This is a genomic window from Thermostichus sp. MS-CIW-15 (genome assembly GCF_054060575.1).
On the sequence record NZ_JBSSDI010000009.1, the window covers coordinates 22,319 to 36,480 of the forward strand.

15 protein-coding genes and 1 pseudogene are annotated in these 14,162 nt (G+C 61.1%); 8 read left to right on the top strand and 8 right to left on the bottom strand.

Features of this window, described 5'->3' with window-relative positions:
• Positions 1-32: 32 nt before the first annotated feature.
• From ACVW0R_RS04870 to ACVW0R_RS04880, 3 genes are all read right to left on the bottom strand, one after another.
• Positions 33-833 (bottom strand): DUF4397 domain-containing protein, encoded by an 801-nt coding sequence (locus tag ACVW0R_RS04870; protein WP_228375396.1) that lies wholly within the window; start codon positions 831-833, stop codon positions 33-35.
• Positions 834-1,006: 173 nt separating this feature from the next.
• Entirely contained in the window at positions 1,007-2,275 is a 1,269-nt protein-coding gene (locus ACVW0R_RS04875; protein WP_414346372.1) for a bifunctional sterol desaturase/short chain dehydrogenase, read from the bottom strand.
• Between the two features lie 265 nt (positions 2,276-2,540).
• Positions 2,541-3,107 (bottom strand): DUF192 domain-containing protein, encoded by a 567-nt coding sequence (locus tag ACVW0R_RS04880; protein WP_099812568.1) that lies wholly within the window; start codon positions 3,105-3,107, stop codon positions 2,541-2,543.
• Between the two features lie 211 nt (positions 3,108-3,318).
• Here ACVW0R_RS04880 and ACVW0R_RS04885 point away from each other — a divergent pair, with 211 nt between their 5' ends.
• Positions 3,319-4,617 carry a serpin family protein gene (locus ACVW0R_RS04885; RefSeq protein ID WP_099835676.1) on the top strand — a complete coding sequence of 433 codons (1,299 nt, stop codon included), beginning with the start codon at positions 3,319-3,321 and terminating at the stop codon, positions 4,615-4,617.
• Here the strand turns inward: ACVW0R_RS04885 and ACVW0R_RS04890 are convergent.
• The 4 genes from ACVW0R_RS04890 to ACVW0R_RS04905 all read right to left on the bottom strand — a co-directional run bounded on the left by ACVW0R_RS04890 (position 4,604) and on the right by ACVW0R_RS04905 (position 8,175).
• Positions 4,604-6,424 carry an Rqc2 family fibronectin-binding protein gene (locus tag ACVW0R_RS04890; protein ID WP_457501738.1) on the bottom strand — a complete coding sequence of 607 codons (1,821 nt, stop codon included), beginning with the start codon at positions 6,422-6,424 and terminating at the stop codon, positions 4,604-4,606. The two genes, ACVW0R_RS04885 and ACVW0R_RS04890, sit on opposite strands and share 14 nt — an antisense overlap.
• Before the next feature lie 219 nt (positions 6,425-6,643).
• Positions 6,644-7,261, bottom strand: a complete 618-nt coding sequence (locus ACVW0R_RS04895; RefSeq protein ID WP_457501739.1) for a DUF3727 domain-containing protein — start codon at positions 7,259-7,261, stop codon at positions 6,644-6,646.
• A 72-nt stretch (positions 7,262-7,333) separates the two neighbouring features.
• Complete coding sequence (locus ACVW0R_RS04900; protein ID WP_011429145.1) at positions 7,334-7,579, bottom strand: gas vesicle protein GvpG; 246 nt, start codon at positions 7,577-7,579, stop codon at positions 7,334-7,336.
• 440 nt (positions 7,580-8,019) lie between these two features.
• Positions 8,020-8,175, bottom strand: a complete 156-nt coding sequence (locus tag ACVW0R_RS04905) for a hypothetical protein (RefSeq protein WP_168173320.1) — start codon at positions 8,173-8,175, stop codon at positions 8,020-8,022.
• A gap of 12 nt (positions 8,176-8,187) precedes the next feature.
• On the opposite strand from ACVW0R_RS04905, the pseudogene ACVW0R_RS04910 reads away from it, so the two are divergent.
• Positions 8,188-8,589 (top strand): annotated as a pseudogene (locus ACVW0R_RS04910) (amino acid ABC transporter ATP-binding protein); the annotation flags it as partial.
• Between the two features lie 10 nt (positions 8,590-8,599).
• Here ACVW0R_RS04910 and ACVW0R_RS04915 read toward each other — a convergent pair.
• Positions 8,600-9,412 (bottom strand): class I SAM-dependent methyltransferase, encoded by an 813-nt coding sequence (locus tag ACVW0R_RS04915; protein WP_011429142.1) that lies wholly within the window; start codon positions 9,410-9,412, stop codon positions 8,600-8,602.
• A gap of 28 nt (positions 9,413-9,440) precedes the next feature.
• Here ACVW0R_RS04915 and ACVW0R_RS04920 point away from each other — a divergent pair, with 28 nt between their 5' ends.
• The 6 genes from ACVW0R_RS04920 to ACVW0R_RS04945 all read left to right on the top strand — a co-directional run bounded on the left by ACVW0R_RS04920 (position 9,441) and on the right by ACVW0R_RS04945 (position 14,159).
• Entirely contained in the window at positions 9,441-9,656 is a 216-nt protein-coding gene (locus ACVW0R_RS04920) for a hypothetical protein (RefSeq protein WP_011429140.1), read from the top strand.
• Between the two features lie 115 nt (positions 9,657-9,771).
• Positions 9,772-11,172, top strand: coding sequence for an ABC transporter substrate-binding protein (locus ACVW0R_RS04925; protein ID WP_457501740.1), 1,401 nt, complete (start codon positions 9,772-9,774; stop codon positions 11,170-11,172).
• A 53-nt stretch (positions 11,173-11,225) separates the two neighbouring features.
• Complete coding sequence (gene trpA / locus ACVW0R_RS04930; protein ID WP_011429138.1) at positions 11,226-12,041, top strand: tryptophan synthase subunit alpha; 816 nt, start codon at positions 11,226-11,228, stop codon at positions 12,039-12,041.
• 414 nt (positions 12,042-12,455) lie between these two features.
• Positions 12,456-12,974: a phycocyanin subunit beta gene (locus ACVW0R_RS04935; protein ID WP_011429136.1), complete on the top strand. Its 519-nt coding sequence runs from the start codon at positions 12,456-12,458 to the stop codon at positions 12,972-12,974.
• A 147-nt stretch (positions 12,975-13,121) separates the two neighbouring features.
• Positions 13,122-13,610, top strand: a complete 489-nt coding sequence (locus ACVW0R_RS04940) for a globin family protein (protein ID WP_011429135.1) — start codon at positions 13,122-13,124, stop codon at positions 13,608-13,610.
• Positions 13,611-13,898: 288 nt separating this feature from the next.
• Positions 13,899-14,159, top strand: coding sequence for a phycobilisome linker polypeptide (locus tag ACVW0R_RS04945; protein WP_011429133.1), 261 nt, complete (start codon positions 13,899-13,901; stop codon positions 14,157-14,159).
• Positions 14,160-14,162 lie beyond the last annotated feature (3 nt).

Here is a 14,162-nt window from a genome sequence, read left to right on the forward strand (position 1 = left end):
GTATAGAGAGGATCAAGCCGCAAGCAGCCTTGCTATAGGAGCCTACGAGCCCGCGTTTCCTCTGCCAGCACCAAGTTTAGGCCCGGATTGCTGCGCATCAGCCCCGCCACGTAAAGGGTATAGACTTTCCCTGCCTCTAACTGGAGGTCAAACCGTTGCAAGGGAATGCTCCGGCCAGGAGACGACTGCCCACCTGGCGCGGGGGCTGAAGGAGCTATGGCCACCTGAATTTGGGTAAAGCCGGGTCGCATGGCTTGAAAGGTGGAAACTTGCCCGAAGGCCAACTGAGGTATCAGCACCCGCCCTTGCTCCCCCTGCCATTGCAGGGCCGGCGCATCAGGGGCAGCGTGAACAAACCGAACCAGGGCTTGGTCAAACAGCGAGTTGATGTTGTCTTCCAAAACTAAGGCCGTCACGCGATTGGGCTCGTCAGCAGCCACCACCGAGAACACTCCCCCGCCTCTGAGGTTGGCCACAGTTCTGGCCGCAACCGTTCGCGCTAGCGGAACGGAGTCCTTAAAACTCGCGGGCTGGCCAGGGCTGGTCGTCTCAGGGGTTGAAAACAAAACAATGTCGTACTCGCCCGCCGGCATACGCACGTACTCGCTCACCGAGCCATAGGCTACACCTTGAGCAGCCCTTACCCCCCCCACTTCCAAGTCGATCCGAGGGGCATTGGGGGCCACATGCACCAAGCGCACCTGGATCTCAGAAACTCCCGCGGATGCCGAAGGCATCGGGATGGCACAGCCGGACAAAAGCCCCGGCATTAAAGCCCCGCCCACCACGCAGAGGACTGCGCTCACCCACTGTCGCACCATGTTTACACTCACCCCTACTCCTCACACCCAGGGTTCATAAGGGAGATCGAGCGGAAGAGCCCTCTCGCTCCCCAAAAGTTCGGGTTAGCGCAAGGGATCCCATCCCCTGCCGCCAAGGAACCTGCTCTTGTCTTACCCCAGTTTTGCGCCTGATGCCATAGAGCCGGGCAGGATTTGCGGCCCCCCTAAATCAAAGGGATCCCGGCGGCCGGACCCAGAAGAGCTGGGCGAGAAGAGCGGCGGCTGAACAAGCGGAAATAGGTGCTGACGGCCAACTCTTTCAGCGGGAAAAGCAGGTAGGTGAGGGGGTTGATGGTAACGATGATGTTGCGGCAATCGCGCTTGGCCTGGGCCAGGATCTGGGCGGCCACCCAATCGCCTGACATGACTCCAATCGGGTTGAGCTGGCTCTTGAAGGGCCCGAGGATGAGCTTGCGCACCACACAGGGGGCATCGAGACGGCGTAGGGTAACCAGATCGCCCAGGGCCCGTTTGGAGAGCTCGTAGAGAGGGCTAAAAGCAGGGCTGACCTCGGCTTCGGAGGTGTTCACCCAAACCTCTTTGGTGGCCATTTCCCGATTGCCGCGCACCGTTTGGAAAAACAGCTCCATCAGGCGCCAAGCGGAGAAGGTGTTGACAGCATAGGACTGGTGGACCGACTCGGGATCCCGCTCCCCATGCACGTTGAGGCCGTGGTTGATCACCAAGATATCGACTCGTTCCAGGAGCCCGGCCAGGGATCCCTCCTGACCCACCTGCCAGTGGATGGTCTCCACCGGCTGGGGCTGGCCGTCCACTTCGATGGCGACCGAATCCGCATGGGAGCTGAGGGCGATGACTTTGGCCCCATGGCGGGAAAAGTGCTTCAAGAGGGCCCGGCCCAGAGTGCCAGAGGCACCGGTGACGGCCACGCGCTTGCCTTTAAAGGAGAGACTGGTGCCCATGATCCGATCCACTAAGGTCAGGGTGCCGCAAAAGTAGGCGTTGGTATCGTCGAAGTGGTGCCGCCAGTGGTAGGCGCGGTTGACATGCCACTGGGCAGGAGGAGCAGGGAAAGGCCCGGGTTGGTGGGTAATGTCCGTCTGCAGGGCCAGCCCCCAGCCGCGCAACATGCCGGCAACCAGAAAACTGGCCGAGTAGAGTACCCCCACCGCCGCCGCTAGGCCATACAGCCAGGATCCCTGTCCCAACAGCACCACCCAAGGGATCCCGGCCAGGATCATCGTCGCCGCTTCGGGGACATCGTGGTGCCACTGGGATTCTCGGTACAGCTTCGGGTCTACCACGCTGAGATCGGGGCGAAACAGGCGGTGGTGCAGAGTGTGCTTGGGCATCAGCCAGGGCCACTGGTGGGCCAGCCAATGGCGCCCATCCCGCACAACCTCGGCCCAAAGGACGGAAGCCAGGGCAACGACCCCAACCCCCAGCCACTGAGTTACGCTGCTAACATCCATAGGGCTTTGCCGGCAGTAGCCAAACCATCCTGGGCTCGCGGTCGCCTCTTGGCATCAATCTCAAAGCAGTTGGCGACCCTCAAAAATCATCGCAAAGATCCCTGAAAAGATCATCCCAGGCCGCAAGCAAGACGGCCAACGGCAGCTTTTGGGATCCCAGGAGCATGGTCTCAACCTCTTCTGCAAGCTTGTCTTCCCTCACCCCCAGCCCCTTTCCCAGCCCTCACCCCCAGCCCCTCTCCCAAAGGGAGAGGGGAGATAGAGATCAAGGGGCGGAGCTGGGAAGCTCGCGGATCTCAACCGTATCTCCCACTTGCAAACCTAAGGCCGCCGCCGTCCCGCCGCGGAACTCCAGCACGCCATCTACCAACTGGTCAGAGGGTGGCCCATAGACGGGGCAGGGTTGGGCGGGGCAACCGGGCACATCGGCAGCGATGTACACCACCTGGCCTTGGCGGAGAAAGATAATGTCCAGGTTGAGCAGGGTGTTAAACATCCAGAAGGCAGCCGGCTGGGGCGGGTCGAAGGGAAACCACATGCCGCGATCAGGCGGCAAATCGGTGCGAAACATCAGGCCCAGCCGCTGTTGCTCAGGGGTGCGGGCCACTTCCAGCTCAAAGCGCCGGCCAGCGATGGTGACTTCTGCTGCCACCGGCAGGTGCTGGGGCTCTCCTTTGGCCGAGGTCGCGTTGGCAACGGCTGCCGTCTCCTGGGCTTCTAAAGATGAGGATCCCCCAGCAGTACATCCCAGCAGCAGAGCCAGGCCTAAGGCAATCCCGCCCGCTGTGGCAACCCGGCGAGAGCGCCGCCCCTCCCTTGCCCGCAAACTCATCCCTTGTCTCCTGCCGAGCTAGCTGTGCAGGCTTGATCCTACCCTGCTCTTTAGGTTGAAGAGGGAGGGGATCCGTAGCCAGTTTGGCCGGGATCTCCTGCGGGCTTTGGCCTGTCGATCTCTCCTCAAGCGCAAAGAGCCATCCACCCCCAACCCGATACCATAGCCATAGAGTCTATCTATCGTTCCCCACCCGGCCAGGAGAGACCCCATGAAAGACCTTTTGAGCAGATCCTCGCTGAGCCGGAGCTCGCTTCTGGCTCTGTTTGGCCTATTGCTTTTGGGTCTCTGGCCCGCACAGGGGATGGGATCCCAGGAGGCCCCGGTGCGGATCCCGTTTGAGCCGACCGTGACCTATGGGGAAGGCTATGGAGAAGAGGCTGTGGCCCAACAAGCCCAAAGTCGCTTTGCGCTAAAGCTGTTTGATCGCCTGCTCCAGCAGCAGCCGCAAGAGAACCTCTTTTTCTCTCCTTTGAGCATTCACTTGGCTCTGAGCATGCTGTACAACGGCGCCGCTGGGGAAACGCAGGCGGCCATGGCCGAGGTGCTGGAGGCCCAAGACCTCTCCCTCCATGAGTTGAACTGGACCAATGCCCAGATGGCGCGCTGGCTGGTGGAGCGATCCCAAGCAGAAGGGCCGATCCAGGTGCAAATTGCCAACGGCCTTTGGGTCGATCAAACCCTCACCCTGCGGCCTCCCTTTTTGCAGGCGCTGGCCACCTATTACCAAGCAGTGGCCAATCGGGTGGAGCTGGGATCCCGCCAGACGGTGCAGGCGATTAACCGTTGGGTAGCCGAGCGCACCCAGGGCCAGATCGACCGCATCGTGGATCGCCTCAGCCGGGAAGACAGGCTGGTTTTGCTCAACGCCATTTACTTCAAGGGAGAGTGGACCCAACCCTTCGATCCGGCCCTGACAGAGCCCCAGCCCTTTACCCGCCCAGATGGCCGCCGTGTCCAAGTGCCGCTGATGGCCCAATCCGGTCGCTACGGCTACCGGGAGACCGAGCAGCTCCAGGTGGTGCGCCTGCCCTATGGGGAAGGGGAACTGGCTATGGTGATCCTGCTGCCCAAGCCAGGGGTGAGCCTGGAAGCCCTGCGACAGGAGCTCAGCCCAGAAACTTGGCAAGAATGGACGGGATCCCTGCCCACCCGCCCCGGCTCGCTGCGGCTCCCCAAGTTTAAGCTGGCCTACGAAACCGATCTGGTGCCGGCTTTGCAACAGTTGGGCCTGGGGATCGCCTTTTCCCCTCAGGCCGATTTCAGCCAGATGACCCCAGAGCCGACGCAGGTCAGTAGAGTCTTGCACAAGGCGGCCATCGAAGTAGATGAAAAGGGATCCGGGGCGGCAGCCGCCACCGGGGTCATCGTCTCCCGCACCGCCAGCGACCGGCAAGAGCCCTTCCAGTTCGTAGCAGATCGCCCCTTCTGGTTTGCCATTGTGGCCTCCGGAGCCAACCGGGAGGCGCAAACTGTGCTGTTTATGGGATCCGTAGTCAACCCCAAGTAGAGGGCTGTAGCTCTGCTGGAACCTCCGGCTTGGGCGCCCCCTCCTTTTCCACAAGCAACTGGGCACGGCTGGGACGGCCCCACAGCACCTGCTCCTGCTGGTAAACCACCATGCCGGGTGGGGATCCCTTGGGTTTGAAGACGCACTTAGGGCGGGTATACACCACCGGTACCTGGTCGCTGAAGCGACCGCGGCTAAAATACGCCGCCAGATCGGCAGCCGCCTGCAGATCTTCACTTTCGGCCACCGCGCCCGGAGGCAGGCGCAACAGCACGTGGCTACCGGGGATCTCTTGGGCGTGAAACCACCAATCTTGGTCTTGGGCCACGCGGAAGGTCAGCCGATCATTTTGCCAGTTGTTGCGCCCCACCCAGATGGAGAAGCCGCTGGGGCTAGTGAAGCGATAGGGGTTGAAGCTGGCTGGGGAGGCCCGCCTAGATCCCTCTAGCCGGCTGGGGCTCTCTAGGTAGCCTTGTTGAATCAGCTCGGTCTCAACTTCTCGAAGGGCGGCCAAGTCCTGGGGATCCCGATAGGTTCCCAGATGCTGCAGGGTCGCTTCCACCTGCTCCAGGTAGCGGATCTCTTGCGCTACAGCTTCTAGCAAGGGCTGGACGGCCTCCTGGGCTCGTTTTTGTTTGCGGTGCTTGCGGTAGTAGGCCTGGGCGTTGAGAACAGCGTTTTTCTCCGGATCCAGCGGGATCTTGACCATCTGGCCGCTAAAAAAGTCTGGCAGCTCCATCAAGCTCAGCCCTGGCCGCCAGAGGTGGAGATGGGCCATGAGCAGATCGGCAGCCTGCTTGGAGGCTTCCGCTTGGGCCGAGTCGGCCAGCATCCTCTCGAAGTGCTCTTGCCGCTGGCGGAGTTTTTTCAGCAGGGCAGCCAGCTTTTGCCCCAGGCGCTGCCGCTCTCGCTCAAAGCGTTCGCGGTTGAGCTGGGCTTGGTAGTAGGCTTCCAGGAGCTGATGCAAGTTGGGTGTAGAGGGATCCCCGCCAGAGCCCCTCCAGCCGAGAACAGTGTACCCCTGGGGGGTAAGGGCCGGCTTAAACTGAGCCGTTTCCAGGCGGGCCAGCCAGTCCTGCCACCAAAAAAACAGGGCCTGCCACTCCTGGGGCGAGAGTTGGTTGCTGGGGGTTTGGGGTGGGATCCCGGCCTGCAGGCACATGGCCTCTGCCAAATGCCGGCTCAGGCCGCGGTAGCAGCGCAGCAGCCGCTGAGCAATGGGGCCAGGGATTAGGGCAAGACGCTCTTGCCACTGGGAGAAGGGCTCGGCTCGCTGGGGGATGGGATCGCTTAGGGCAGGGGGAGCTTCGTAAAGTAGACCCGGCTGCACCGGCCGTACCCGCGACTGTCGCTCGCTGACCCCGTGGCCGCAGGCCAAGATCATGCCCCCCTCGTCCACCAAGATGGCGTTGCTGTACTTGCCCATCACTTCCAGATAAAGGTGGCGTTGAGGGGGATCCGCGGGGCGCGGGGCAAAGCGAAAGTCAATCACCCGCTCCCACTCGTCCAGCAGCGCCAGCTCCGTCAGCGCCAAACCCCGCAGGTGCCGTTGCAGGTGTTGGCTAAAGGGCAAGTCCTCTGCTTCCTTGGGGGGAGCCTGACAGAGGTGAACTCGGGCCGCCTGAGGATGCCAAGACAGTAGCAAGCAAGGACGCGCCTTGAGGGTGCGTAGGCCAATCACCACTGTCCAGAGATCCGTCTGCTGGATCCACTCCACGCGGGCAGGCAGCAAGGGATCCCCCCCGGCCTCAGCCCCTTTTAGATCTGCCAGCACAGCACGGAGGGTGGTCAGGTCAACCGGTTGCATCCCTGCTGCTCCTTGGGATCGGGCAACGCCTGGGGAACTGAACGAGGGCCTCCTTCCATTATCTGCCGCTCCCCTAGCTGGCGCTGGCAACAAAAAGACTCCGCCCAATCGACTTGAGCGGCAACCAAGGGGCTGCATTGGGGCAAGAGGCTTGGTACTTCCACCTTTGGGCTTTTTGGCCCAGGTGCCTTCAATTCTCAGGCAGAAACCCCGAGCTGCCTAGTCCTCGTCTCCATCGTCATATTCTTCATCATCGTACTCCTCCTCTTCCACTACCTCGTCCAGATCGAGCAGCACAGCATTGAGTTGGTCGAACAGGGCTGGCGAGTCCTCTGGGTTCAGTAGGTAGGGATCCCCCTCGTCAGGCAGGGCCACGTAGACCAGAACTGGGTCGAGGGGCGTAAAGATGCCGTATTTCTTGTCTTTGTAGAAGAAGGTAGCCAGCAGTTGGAATTCCTGGGCATCTTCCTCGCTTTCGCCCAGCTCGAACACATCTTCCTCTTCAACAGGGGGCAACTCTCCCTGCACCGTCAGGATGTCGAAGCCGTTTTGCTGCAGAGTCAAGTTCAACTCCTCCAAGACGGCCTGGATGGTGGGGATAGCAGCCTGGAGCTCCTCTGGATCCGGCTCATCCAGGATCCCTTCCATGTCCGCATCTCCGTTCACCGCTTGGCCGGGCTCTTCTTCCCCCTCCCAAACCAGAACTTTGATCACGGCGTCCACGGGCGTGGCCAGTGCATAGGCTTGTTCCTCAATGACCACCTGCCTCAGGATCTCGCATTTCAGAGGCTGGTTCTGCTCGTCGCGGAGCACTAAGGTTTCGCGGGATTCGGCCATGGAAAGCAACCCAGGGTAGGAAAATGAGGTCAACCAAAGCTTATTCTCCCATGTTCTGATCCCCCGCAGAACTCAGGGATCCTCGTCGGCACTGCCGGCTTCGGCCTGGGCCAGGGCTTCCAGAGCCAGCAGGATCTCCTCTTCTCGCTGGCTATAGGTCTCTTCATCGATCTCCCCCAGATCGAGCTGAATCTGGAGAGCGGTGAGTTCTTTCTGGAGGTTTTCTTTGCTGTCGAGTTGTGCCTCGGCCCGCTCGCGAATCTGCTCCGCCAACCACAGCAAGCTCTGGGCCGGCCACGTCAGCAATTGCCAAACCATCCCCGCGCCTCTCCCGTGATTTAGGTCAATCCTAACAAGCGGATCCCACCTCCGCCTAAAGCCCGATAACCGATGCTCAGACCCTCCCAAAGGTGGCGCCATAGACCCGAAACAGAGGGATCCCTGCCGCTGGACTCTGCTGCTGGTTGCCGTTGCTGATACATTTACGCTGAACACTGCTGAACATCACTGTTCAACTATGCAGCGATAGCATTCTGCTTGTTTCCATTCGCGTTAGCGGGACGGAGTCCAAACAGAATGGCGGTATCCCGCAAAGCTTTGAGTAGAATACCCAAAGCGCAGTTTCCGTGTCGTCTTACTACCAATTTTCTGCTTTGCTTTGGCTACCATGTTGGCAGACTCGAAAGTAAACAGAAAGATCAACTGGTAGTAATCCGTACTGAACATATTATACATTATTTTCAGTATAGTTGAGCTTATTATTGACTAGAGTCATGCTCCTGTTCCAGCAACTCCAGCAGGTGGGTGTTGTTGGCTGCCCTGGCTGCTTCTAGACGATGGGCCAGAGAGACAGCGATGTTCCGCCGATGGCGGGCCAGAAAGCTAGCTCCACTCGCTTCAGCAGTTGCGCTCATAGAAAATAGAAAAAGGCCGAGGCAGTTGAACGGGCTATGGAGGTGTTGAGACGAGTGGGGATCGCCGAGCAAGCCGAGAAGTATCCTGGTCAACTTTCGGGGAGGCAGCAGCAGCGGGTGGCGATTGCCCGCGCTTTGGCCATAAATCCGGCGGTGATGCTCTTCGATGAGCCCACCTCGGCCTTGGATCCGGAGATGGTCAAAGAGGTGCTGGACGTGATGCGGGAGCTGGCCCGCTCGGGCATGACCATGGTGTGTGTAACCCACGAGATGGGCTTTGCCCGCGAGGTGGCGGATCGGATTGTCTTCTTCGACCGCGGCAAGATCGTGGAAGAAAACACCCCCCAAGAGTTTTTCAGCAACCCCAAGGAAGAGCGTTCTCGCCTTTTCTTGTCGCAGATCCTTTCCCACTAAGGGGCTGCGCTTAGAGAGGCGCAAGCCGTGCCAGAAAGGCCCCCTCCGGCTCTTGGTAGAGAATTTGTCCCTGCCAGCCGTTGGCGTGGGCACAGCGCAGCAGGGTTTCCGGATCCACAAACAGCCAGGGAAAGGGATCCCCGCGCTGCCCGCCGTACTCGGCCACAAAGTTCACCACCCTGGCTTTTGCCTCGCCCGCTGTTCTGCAGTCTCTCCCCTTCTCCCGATCCTCGGCTTCAGAATTAGCTGAACTTTCTACCTGCGGCAGATCCGCCGCGTCGCCCTCTTCACTGAGATCGGCTAGATCGGTGGAATCCACAAGCAACTGGCCGGTGGGCTGAACCCAGTGGCGGGCCAAGCTTAAAAAGCGCTCCAACCCCGCCAGGGATCCCACCAGGCCGGCGCCGTTCATCAGCAGCAGCAGCGTATCGAAGGGCTCTTCCGGCCCCTCCCAGTGGAACAGGTCGGCGGCGATGCGGCAATGCACCCCCCGTTCGGCCATGATCTGCAACGCCACCGGCGAGCGATCCAGGGCGGCTACGGCAAACCCCTCCTCCTGCAACAGCAGGCTGTGGCGGCCCGTGCCGGCGCCAATGTCCAGCACCCGACCGCGGCAGAGCTCTAAGGCCAGGGCCTCCACCTCCGGCAGCTCTTGGGTGAAGAACACCTCCGGCGAGACCACCTGGGGCTCCTCTGCCAGCGGGATCCCCTCGGCGCTGTAGGCGTGCAAGAGCAGGGATCCCCTCGCCTGGCCCCGGTGCCAGTCCCACAGGGCTTGCTCGAGCGGATCCTGAGGCAAAGGGTTTTCGACAACCTCTATCATGGGAAGGGAAAGCTAGAGTCTTGCCCCAATGGCCATTGCCGCATTTCTTTACGCTGCCGCTTTGGTTCTTTTGCTGATCGCAGGAGTCGTTTGGGCCACCTCTCAGCCGGCTAACTTGGAGACCGAGCCACAGGCCGGCGCACCTCCAGAAGAGCCCCCGGCAACCCCATCTGTTCCTGTTTCCATTGTGGAGCAACTGGAGCGCCAATACCGCAACAGCCCTTCCTACCGTCCCGATCCTTAGCGTATGCTTCAAGAAAGTTCTTGAAGATCCTTGAAGAGGGGGGGTCCAAGAGCTTCCTGAAGGCGTGAGCGGTACCCCTGCTGTCCGGATTCTGCTGTTCTCTTCCTTGGGGCCCATGGCTGCGAAGTCTCCACCCCCTATCGTCTACATTGCCCTAGGGCTATTGCTCCTCTGGGGTGGTCATCGCGCCTGGCAGGCGGGCTACATCTGCTGGCCAGAAGGGATCCCTCTGCCAGGGTTGGGCGGTAGGGCCCAAGATCTGCTCTTAACCAGCGGCGAGCGCACCCTGTTTGCCGATAGCAGTCCCGCCGCCGTGGCTGCAGCAGAGCTGTTGCGCCAGGGCAATTTCGGCGCGGCGATCCCGCTCCTAGAGATGGGGCTACAGAACAACCGCAACGACCCGGAAGCTCGCATTTTCCTCAACAACGCCCGCGCCCAGCAGCAGGGCAACCCCTTGAGCATAGCCGTGGTGGTGCCCATCTCCAGCAACCCCAACCGCGCCAAGGAGACCCTGCGCGGCGTGGCCCAGGCCCAAGAGGAGCTATTTCAGCAAGGGGGTATTGCAGGGCGGCTGCTGCGGGTGGTGATTGCCGACGACGGGGATAACCCAGAGCGAGCGGCGGCAGTGGCCAAAGCCCTGGTGGGCCAGCCCGAGATCCTGGGGGTGATCGGCCACAACGCCAGCGATGCCACCCTGGCGGCGGCTGAGATCTATCAGTCTGCCGGCCTGGCCATGATCTCCTCCACCTCCACCAGCACCCGCATCAGCCTGCTGGGGAACGCCATCTTTCGCACCGTCCCCTCCGACCAGATTGCTGGCACGCAACTGGCCCGCTATGTCCTTAACAAACTGCGCCTGCAGAGGGTGGCCATCTTCTACAACCCCAACAGCGCCTACAGCACCAGCCTGCGCGACGCCTTTGCCGCTACCCTGACCAGCGAAGGGGGCGTTGTGCTGGCGACCTTCGACCTGTCGGCAGCCGATTTCAACCCCCAGGCCAGCCTGCAGACAGCTCTGGGGCAGGGATCTCAGGCGGCTTTCTTGGCGCCCACGGCTTCCGTGGCCGAAAAAGCGCTGGCCGTTGCCCGCGAGAACGCTGCCCTTGGCCAGCCCCTCGCCCTGGTGGGGGGGGATGTGCTGTTTAGTCTCACCACCCTCAAGGAAGGGGGGGCAGCAGTAGAGGGGCTGGTGGTGGCGGTGCCCTGGCATCCCGACGTGCCCCGCAACCGCGGCTTTGCCCAGAAGGCAGCCCAGATGTGGGGAGGGCAGGTGAGTTGGCGCACGGCACTGGCCTACGACGCCACCCGTGTTTTTCTCCAGGCTATTCGGCAGGGATCCCCCAGCCGCAGCGGCATTCTCACTGCCCTGGGCGACCCCAACTTCCGCTTGCCAGACGGCGCTTCCGGGGAGGTGCGCTTTTTGCCCTCCGGCGACCGCGATGCTCCCCATGTGCTGGTGCGCATTGAACGGGGCAACCGCTCCGGCACCGGCTACGATTTTGTGCCCCTCCCCTAGGGCAGGCGCTACAGTAGGGGGTGCTCTCCATCTCCTCAGCTTGGACAGATCCCATGCCCAGCCGGATCACCGCGTGTTTTCAGGCGCTGCGCAGCCGCGGCGAAGCCGCCCTCATCCCCTACCTCACCGCCGGGGATCCCAACTTGGAAACCACCTTTGCGGCCCTGCAAGTTTTGGAGGAGAACGGCGCCGACCTCATCGAGTTGGGGGTACCCTATTCGGATCCCCTGGCCGATGGGCCGGTGATCCAGGCAGCAGCCACCCGCGCCCTCAGCCGGGGCGTCACCTTGGGCGACATCTTGCAGGGCTTGCGGGGCCTCTCGCTGCGGGCTCCCCTCGTCCTGTTCACCTACTACAACCCCATCCACCAGCTCGGCATCCCCACCTTTGTGCGGCAACTGCGCCAGGCCGGCTGTGCCGGCTTGGTCGTCCCCGACCTGCCCCTGGAAGAGGCCGGATCCCTGCGGGAAGCAACGCAGGCGGAGGGGATCGACCTCATCCTGCTGGTGGCCCCCACCAGCCCCGCCGAGCGAATGCGCCGTATTGCCCAACAGTCCAGCGGCTTTATCTACCTGGTCAGCACCACCGGCGTCACCGGCGAACGGGCCACCCTGGAGCAGCGGATCCCGGCCTTGCTGCAGCAACTGCGCCAATACACCTCCCTGCCGATTGGGGTAGGCTTCGGCATCTCCACCCCCGACCAGGCCCGCCAGATTGCTCTCTGGGGAGCGGATGCGGCGATCGTGGGCAGTGCCTTTGTGCAACGGCTGGCCAAGGCCCCCACCCCCGCCCAAGGGCTGCAACAAATTGCCCACTTCTGCCGGGATCTCAAAGCTGCCCTGCAAGGCATAGGTACCCCGCAACATTGACTGCTGCAGTGTGTGGGCAAGAGGCTTGCCTTTATCTCAAAACAAGTGAAACGAATGTTTACATTTTTTTACTGCCCTCGCCGACCAGTTTCTGGCCTGCTGACCCAACAGAGCCAGAGGATTGGCGGCCAAGCAGACACTCTGGTGCCTGTTTATTTGTAAATCTTCACAAAACACTCATCCCTCCCACGCTATAAAATTGACCTGGATGCTCGGCTGTCTGAAAGTCGCAGAGGTTCTTGACCTGTCTCAAAATCTGGGGCTTCGGTGGGGGTAGTTTTGAGCAACCCGCTCCACAGGATCCCCGGTTTTTGGGCAAGGAGGATCCCGCAAACAACAGAGTTTGGGATCCCACTTTTGAGAGGTTCAGCCAGTCGCCCATCGCTTTTTGGAAAGACCAGAAGGAGATCCATCATGCAAGACGCCTTTACCCGGGTGATCGCTCAGGCAGATGCACGCGGTGCCTTTTTAAGTGATCAAGACTTCGACCGTCTGGCGGCTTTGGTGGCAGAAGGCAACAAACGCCTGGATGCTGTCAACCGCATGACCAGCAACGCCGCCCAAATCGTAACCAACGCGGCTCGTTCCCTGTTTGCCCAGGAGCCGGATCTGATCGCCCCTGGCGGTAATGCCTACACCAACCGTCGCATGGCCGCCTGCCTGCGGGACATGGAGATCATCTTGCGCTACATCACCTACGCCACCTTGGCGGGGGATAGCTCGGTGCTGGAAGATCGCTGCCTCAACGGCCTGCGGGAGACCTACATTGCGCTGGGGGTGCCCACCAGCTCCATGGCCAACGCCATTGCGGCCATGAAGAAGGAAGCCCTGGCCAAGATCATGGATCCGAACGGCATCACCCCTGGCGACTGCTCGGCGCTGCAAAGCGAGGTGGCCAGCTACTTCGACAAGGCGGCTGCCGCCATTGTTTAAGTTAAAAGCGGTCGTCCCTCTTTAAAGCTCCGTGAGATCGCCTAGATCCCTTTTTTCCGACAGGCAGACAGGCATTCCCAACTTGGAGGAGTGCCGGCTGCTCAACTAAGACTTTTGCTAACAGTCAACGCATTTAGGAGTTGCAAGGTGAAAACTGTCATTACCGAAGCGATTGCCGCTGCTGACAATCAAGGGCGTTTTCTCAATGCCAGCGAGCTGCAGGCCGTTAATGGTCGTTACCAGCGCGCTGCTGCCTCTCTGGAAGCGGCCCGTGTCTTGACCCAAAACCAACAAACGCTGGTGCGCGAAGCGGTGCAGGAAGTGTTCAAGCGCTTCCCCTACCTGACCCAGCCGGGCGAAATGGGTCACGGCGATGTGTTTCAGGCCAAGTGTGCCCGCGACATTGGCTACTACCTGCGCTTTATCACCTACTCGCTGGTTGCAGGCGGCACGGGCCCCCTCGATGAATACCTGGTGGCGGGCCTGCGGGAGGTGAACCGCTCCTTTAACCTCTCCCCGAGCTGGTACATTGTAGCTCTGCAGCACATGAAGAGCCGTGCTCTGGGCATGCTGAAGGGCCAAGCGGCGAACGAAGCAGCCATTTACTTCGACTACGCCATCAACGCCCTTAGCTAAGGGATGCCAGAGTAGAGATCCCGTTTTTGGGGGAGCGATCTCTTTCTTCGTCTTCCAATTGAGTGCCCCTACAGAGCAGGCAGCAGCCCAAGTGGAGCTGAGCTGGTCGTTTCCAGGTTTTCGGCGCCGCGGCTCTCTTCGAGCCAGCTAGGTTGTCTGCCTGCTTCCCAAGCTTTTGTGCCTGGGTACAGTTCTGCCTCTAGAGGTGGCTTTTGCGGCCTCTCTGGCGGTCAGGAGGTCTTCGTGCCCAGGTGCCGCACAAAGTTGAACTCGACTCGGGGGAAAACGATGTTTGGTCAAAGCACCAGCGGCCCTGAAACTTTGACGGAAGCCGGCAGCCGGGTTTACAAGGTTGAGTACACTGGCCTGCTCAACCCACCCGATGCTCTGGCCACCTCGGCTAAGGTGCGTCGCAGTACCATGAGCATCACAGTTCCTTACAGCCGGCTGTCCACGGAGATGCAGCGCATTCTGCGGATGGGCGGCAAAATCGTGCAGGTCACTGCTCTATCGGCGGCCCCTGCCCAGAGCAACGGCGCTGCTGAGTAAGGG

Excerpts from the sequence above, each read along its gene's own strand:
- ACVW0R_RS04915 (WP_011429142.1), bottom strand. The coding sequence starts at position 9,412 with ATGATAGAGGTTGTCGAAAACCCTTTGCCTCAGGATCCGCTCGAGCAA.
- ACVW0R_RS04890 (WP_457501738.1), bottom strand. The coding sequence starts at position 6,424 with ATGCAACCGGTTGACCTGACCACCCTCCGTGCTGTGCTGGCAGATCTA.
- ACVW0R_RS04925 (WP_457501740.1), top strand. The coding sequence starts at position 9,772 with ATGGCTGCGAAGTCTCCACCCCCTATCGTCTACATTGCCCTAGGGCTA.
- ACVW0R_RS04900 (WP_011429145.1), bottom strand. The coding sequence starts at position 7,579 with ATGGTTTGGCAATTGCTGACGTGGCCGGCCCAGAGCTTGCTGTGGTTG.
- ACVW0R_RS04875 (WP_414346372.1), bottom strand. The coding sequence starts at position 2,275 with ATGGATGTTAGCAGCGTAACTCAGTGGCTGGGGGTTGGGGTCGTTGCC.
- ACVW0R_RS04895 (WP_457501739.1), bottom strand. The coding sequence starts at position 7,261 with ATGGCCGAATCCCGCGAAACCTTAGTGCTCCGCGACGAGCAGAACCAG.
- ACVW0R_RS04935 (WP_011429136.1), top strand. The coding sequence starts at position 12,456 with ATGCAAGACGCCTTTACCCGGGTGATCGCTCAGGCAGATGCACGCGGT.
- ACVW0R_RS04920 (WP_011429140.1), top strand. The coding sequence starts at position 9,441 with ATGGCCATTGCCGCATTTCTTTACGCTGCCGCTTTGGTTCTTTTGCTG.
- ACVW0R_RS04945 (WP_011429133.1), top strand. The coding sequence starts at position 13,899 with ATGTTTGGTCAAAGCACCAGCGGCCCTGAAACTTTGACGGAAGCCGGC.
- ACVW0R_RS04905 (WP_168173320.1), bottom strand. The coding sequence starts at position 8,175 with ATGAGCGCAACTGCTGAAGCGAGTGGAGCTAGCTTTCTGGCCCGCCAT.
- trpA (WP_011429138.1), top strand. The coding sequence starts at position 11,226 with ATGCCCAGCCGGATCACCGCGTGTTTTCAGGCGCTGCGCAGCCGCGGC.
- ACVW0R_RS04885 (WP_099835676.1), top strand. The coding sequence starts at position 3,319 with ATGAAAGACCTTTTGAGCAGATCCTCGCTGAGCCGGAGCTCGCTTCTG.
- ACVW0R_RS04880 (WP_099812568.1), bottom strand. The coding sequence starts at position 3,107 with ATGAGTTTGCGGGCAAGGGAGGGGCGGCGCTCTCGCCGGGTTGCCACA.